The sequence below is a fragment of the Microbacterium sp. genome, assembly GCF_051953575.1.
GTDB lineage: Bacteria > Actinomycetota > Actinomycetes > Actinomycetales > Microbacteriaceae > Microbacterium.
In genome coordinates, this window is record NZ_JBQCIP010000091.1 from 1 (window position 1) to 3,443 (window position 3,443).

The following is a 3,443-nucleotide window of genomic DNA, read 5'->3' on the forward strand; positions in this document are numbered from 1 at the left end:
GCCTCTATCAGGCCGACGAGGGCGACATCCTGCTGGACGACGCGGTCCAGCACTTCCGCGGCCCGGGCGACGCCATGGCCGCCGGCATCGGCATGGTGCACCAGCACTTCATGCTCATCCCCGTCTTCACCGTCGCCGAGAACGTCATGCTCGGCCACGAGACCACCAAGGGCCTCGGTGCGCTCGATCTCAACTCGGCGCGTCAGCACGTCCGGGACGTGGCCGCCCGGTTCGGGTTCGAGGTCGACCCCGACGCGATCGTCGGCGATCTCCCCGTGGGCGTGCAGCAGCGCGTCGAGATCATCAAGGCGCTCGCCCGCGACGCGAAGGTGCTGGTCTTCGACGAGCCCACAGCCGTGCTCACTCCGCAAGAGACCGACGAGCTCATGGCGATCATGCGGCAGCTGCGTGACGAGGGGACGTCCATCGTCTTCATCACGCACAAGCTGCGCGAGGTGCGCGCCGTCGCCGACCGCATCACCGTGATCCGCCTGGGCAAGGTCGTCGGCGAGGCGTCGCCGACGGCATCCAACGCCGAGCTCGCCTCGCTCATGGTGGGCCGCGCCGTCGAGCTCACCGTCCACAAGGATCCGCCGCGCCTCGGCGACGGTGCGGGCCTGCAGGTCGACGCGCTGCGCGTCATCACCGCGGAGGGCGCCGTCGTCGTCGACGATGTGAGCTTCGACATCCGCCCCGGCGAGGTGCTCGCTGTCGCGGGCGTCCAGGGCAACGGCCAGACCGAGCTCGTCGAGGCCATCATCGGCCTCGCCGATCGCGTGAGCGGTTCGGTGATGCTCGGGGGAACCGAGCTCGTCGGCAAGAGCATCCGCGGCATCCTCGACGAGGGGGTCGGGTTCGTGCCCGAGGACCGCACCGAGGACGGCCTCGTCGGCACCTTCACGGTGGCCGAGAACCTCATCCTCGATCGGTCGGGCGACCGCGACTTCGTCGGCGGCGGCACCATCCGCCGTGCCGCGCTCGAGGAGTTCGCGAAGGCGCGCATCGCCGAGTACGACATCCGCACGCAGGGGCCCGACGTGCCCGCAGGCACCCTGTCGGGCGGCAACCAGCAGAAGGTGGTCATCGCCCGGGAGATGAGCCGCGACCTCAAGCTGCTCGTGGCCGCCCAGCCGACCCGCGGCGTCGACGTCGGCTCGATCGAATTCATCCACCAGCGCATCGTCGAGACGCGCGACTCGGGCGTGCCCGTACTCGTCGTCTCGACGGAGCTCGACGAGGTCGTCGCGCTCGCCGACCGCATCGCGGTGATGTACCGCGGGGCGATCGTCGGCATCGTTCCCAGCGATACGCCCCGCGACGCGCTGGGCCTCATGATGGCGGGCGAGACGCCCGAGAGCGGAGCAGCCGCGTGAACGACGAGTCCACGGGATCCACTCCCGCAGCCGAACCGGCGCGTGGTCTCCCGCCCGAGCAGCTCCCGTCGGTGTCCGGGCCCCTGACCGGTTCGCCGGATCTTCCGGCGCCGACGGCGGATGCCCCCGGTGCGGTGGACGGCGACGTCCCCCCGCCGCCGCGCCAGAACGTCTTCATCAAGGAGCTGCTGCGAGGCAGCGCGGTCACGACGATCCTCGCGATCGTCGCGGCGATGATCGTCGGCGGCATCCTCATCGCCTTCACCGACGAGGACGTGCGCGCCGCGTCGTCCTACTTCTTCGCTCGGCCCGGCGACACGTTCGTCGCCATCTGGAACGCGGTGTACGGCGGCTATGAGGCGCTCTTCCGAGGCGCGATCTTCAACGCCCGCGTCGACGACTTCGCGGCCCAGATCCGGCCGCTCACGAACACGCTGGGCTTCGCCGCCCCGCTGATCGCGGCCGGTCTCGGCGTGGCGCTCGCCTTCCGTGTGGGCCTGTTCAACATCGGTGGCCGCGGCCAGATGCTGATCGGTGCCGCCACGGCCGGACTGGTCACCTTCCAGCTGGGCCTGCCGATGTGGATCCAGCTGCCGCTCACCCTCATCGCCGGCATCGCCGGTGGTGCGATCTGGGGTGGCATCGTCGGTCTGCTGAAGGCACGCACCGGAGCGCACGAGGTGATCCTCACGATCATGCTCAACTACGTCGCTCTGTACCTTGTGATGTGGCTCGTGCGCACCCCGGGTCTGCTTCAGGCGACCGGCAGCAACCAGCCGATCTCGAACCCCACCCCCGCGAACGCGCAGTTCCCCGACCTGCTCGGCCCGCGCTTCCCGCTGCTGGACTGGGGCTTCGTGATCGTCATCGGCGCGACGGTCTTCGTGTGGTGGCTCATCGAGCGCTCCAGCCTCGGCTTCCGCCTGCGCGCCGTGGGCGAGAACCCGCACGCGGCACGCGCCGCCGGCATCTCGGTGCAGCGCATGTACGTCTACGCGATGCTCTTCGCCGGTGGCCTCGCGGGCCTCGCTGCGATGAACCAGATCCAGGGCTCCGTGGTCAGCGGCTTCGACGCATTCATCGACGCGGGCATCGGCTTCGACGCCATCACCGTGGCGCTGCTCGGCCGCAGCCGGGCCTGGGGCACCTTCGCCGCCGGCATCCTGTTCGGCGCGCTCAAGGCGGGCAGCTTCACGATGCAGGCCTCGCAGGGCATCCCGGTCGACATCGTGCTCGTGGTGCAGTCGCTCATCGTGCTGTTCATCGCTGCGCCGCCGCTCGTGCGCACGATCTTCTTCCTGCCCAAGACCGATGCCGAGAAGGCCGCCAAGGCGCGCGCGAAGGCCGCCAAGCGACCCTCCGAGCCCAAGAACCCGAAGGCGGTGTCGGCATGACCTCGGTCGCCGTCGTCGATCACCCCGTCGCCGCTGCGGCGCCGGTGAAGCTGCGCCACTACAAGCTCGCGGTCTCGCTGGCGATCGTCACGGGCCTGCTCGCACTGCTGTTCCTGGCCGCGCCGCGCAACGGCGTCAGCCGGTTCCGTCTCGGCGACCCCCGGTCGGCGCTCGACCTGCCCACGGTGGCGGTCCCGACGGCGGTCACGGCCTGGTCCGTGTGGGTCGTGCTCCTCGGCCTCACGATCTACGCCCTGTGGGCGGCCTACAGCTACCGGCGCCCCGGCCCGTGGCTGCCGATCGTGTACGGCGTGCTCGGCATCTTCGCGTTCCTCGTGTGGGCGGCCTCGGGCGGACTGGTGCCCGTCACCGGCCTCCTGTTCGGCGCGGTGTCGCTGTCGATCCCGCTGATCTTCGGTGCGCTCGGCGGCGTCATCGGCGAGCGGTCGGGTGTCGTCAACGTCGCGATCGAGGGGCAGTTCCTGTTCGGCGCGTTCGTGGCGGCGCTGCTGTCGAGCATCACGCACAACCCGTTCGTCGGCCTTCTCGGCGCGATGATCGGCGGCGTGCTGGTGGCGTTCGTGCTGGCGGCGTTCTCGATCAAGTACCTCGTCGACCAGGTGATCGTCGGTGTCGTCCTCAACGTGCTGGTCGCCGGTCTGACCGGATTCCTCTA

The 3,443-nt window shown here is 70.1% G+C and carries 3 protein-coding genes; all 3 read left to right on the forward strand.

The window, feature by feature from the left end:
• Positions 1–1,373, forward strand: a 1,373-nt coding sequence (locus tag ACTHNQ_RS06315) for an ABC transporter ATP-binding protein (protein ID WP_440332075.1), incomplete at its 5' end; no start/stop codon positions are given.
• Complete coding sequence (locus ACTHNQ_RS06320; protein ID WP_440332077.1) at positions 1,370–2,767, forward strand: ABC transporter permease; 1,398 nt, start codon at positions 1,370–1,372, stop codon at positions 2,765–2,767. The genes ACTHNQ_RS06315 and ACTHNQ_RS06320, both read left to right, overlap by 4 nt.
• A partial coding sequence (locus ACTHNQ_RS06325; protein WP_440332079.1) for an ABC transporter permease subunit occupies positions 2,764–3,443 on the forward strand: 680 nt, incomplete at its 3' end. The genes ACTHNQ_RS06320 and ACTHNQ_RS06325, both read left to right, overlap by 4 nt.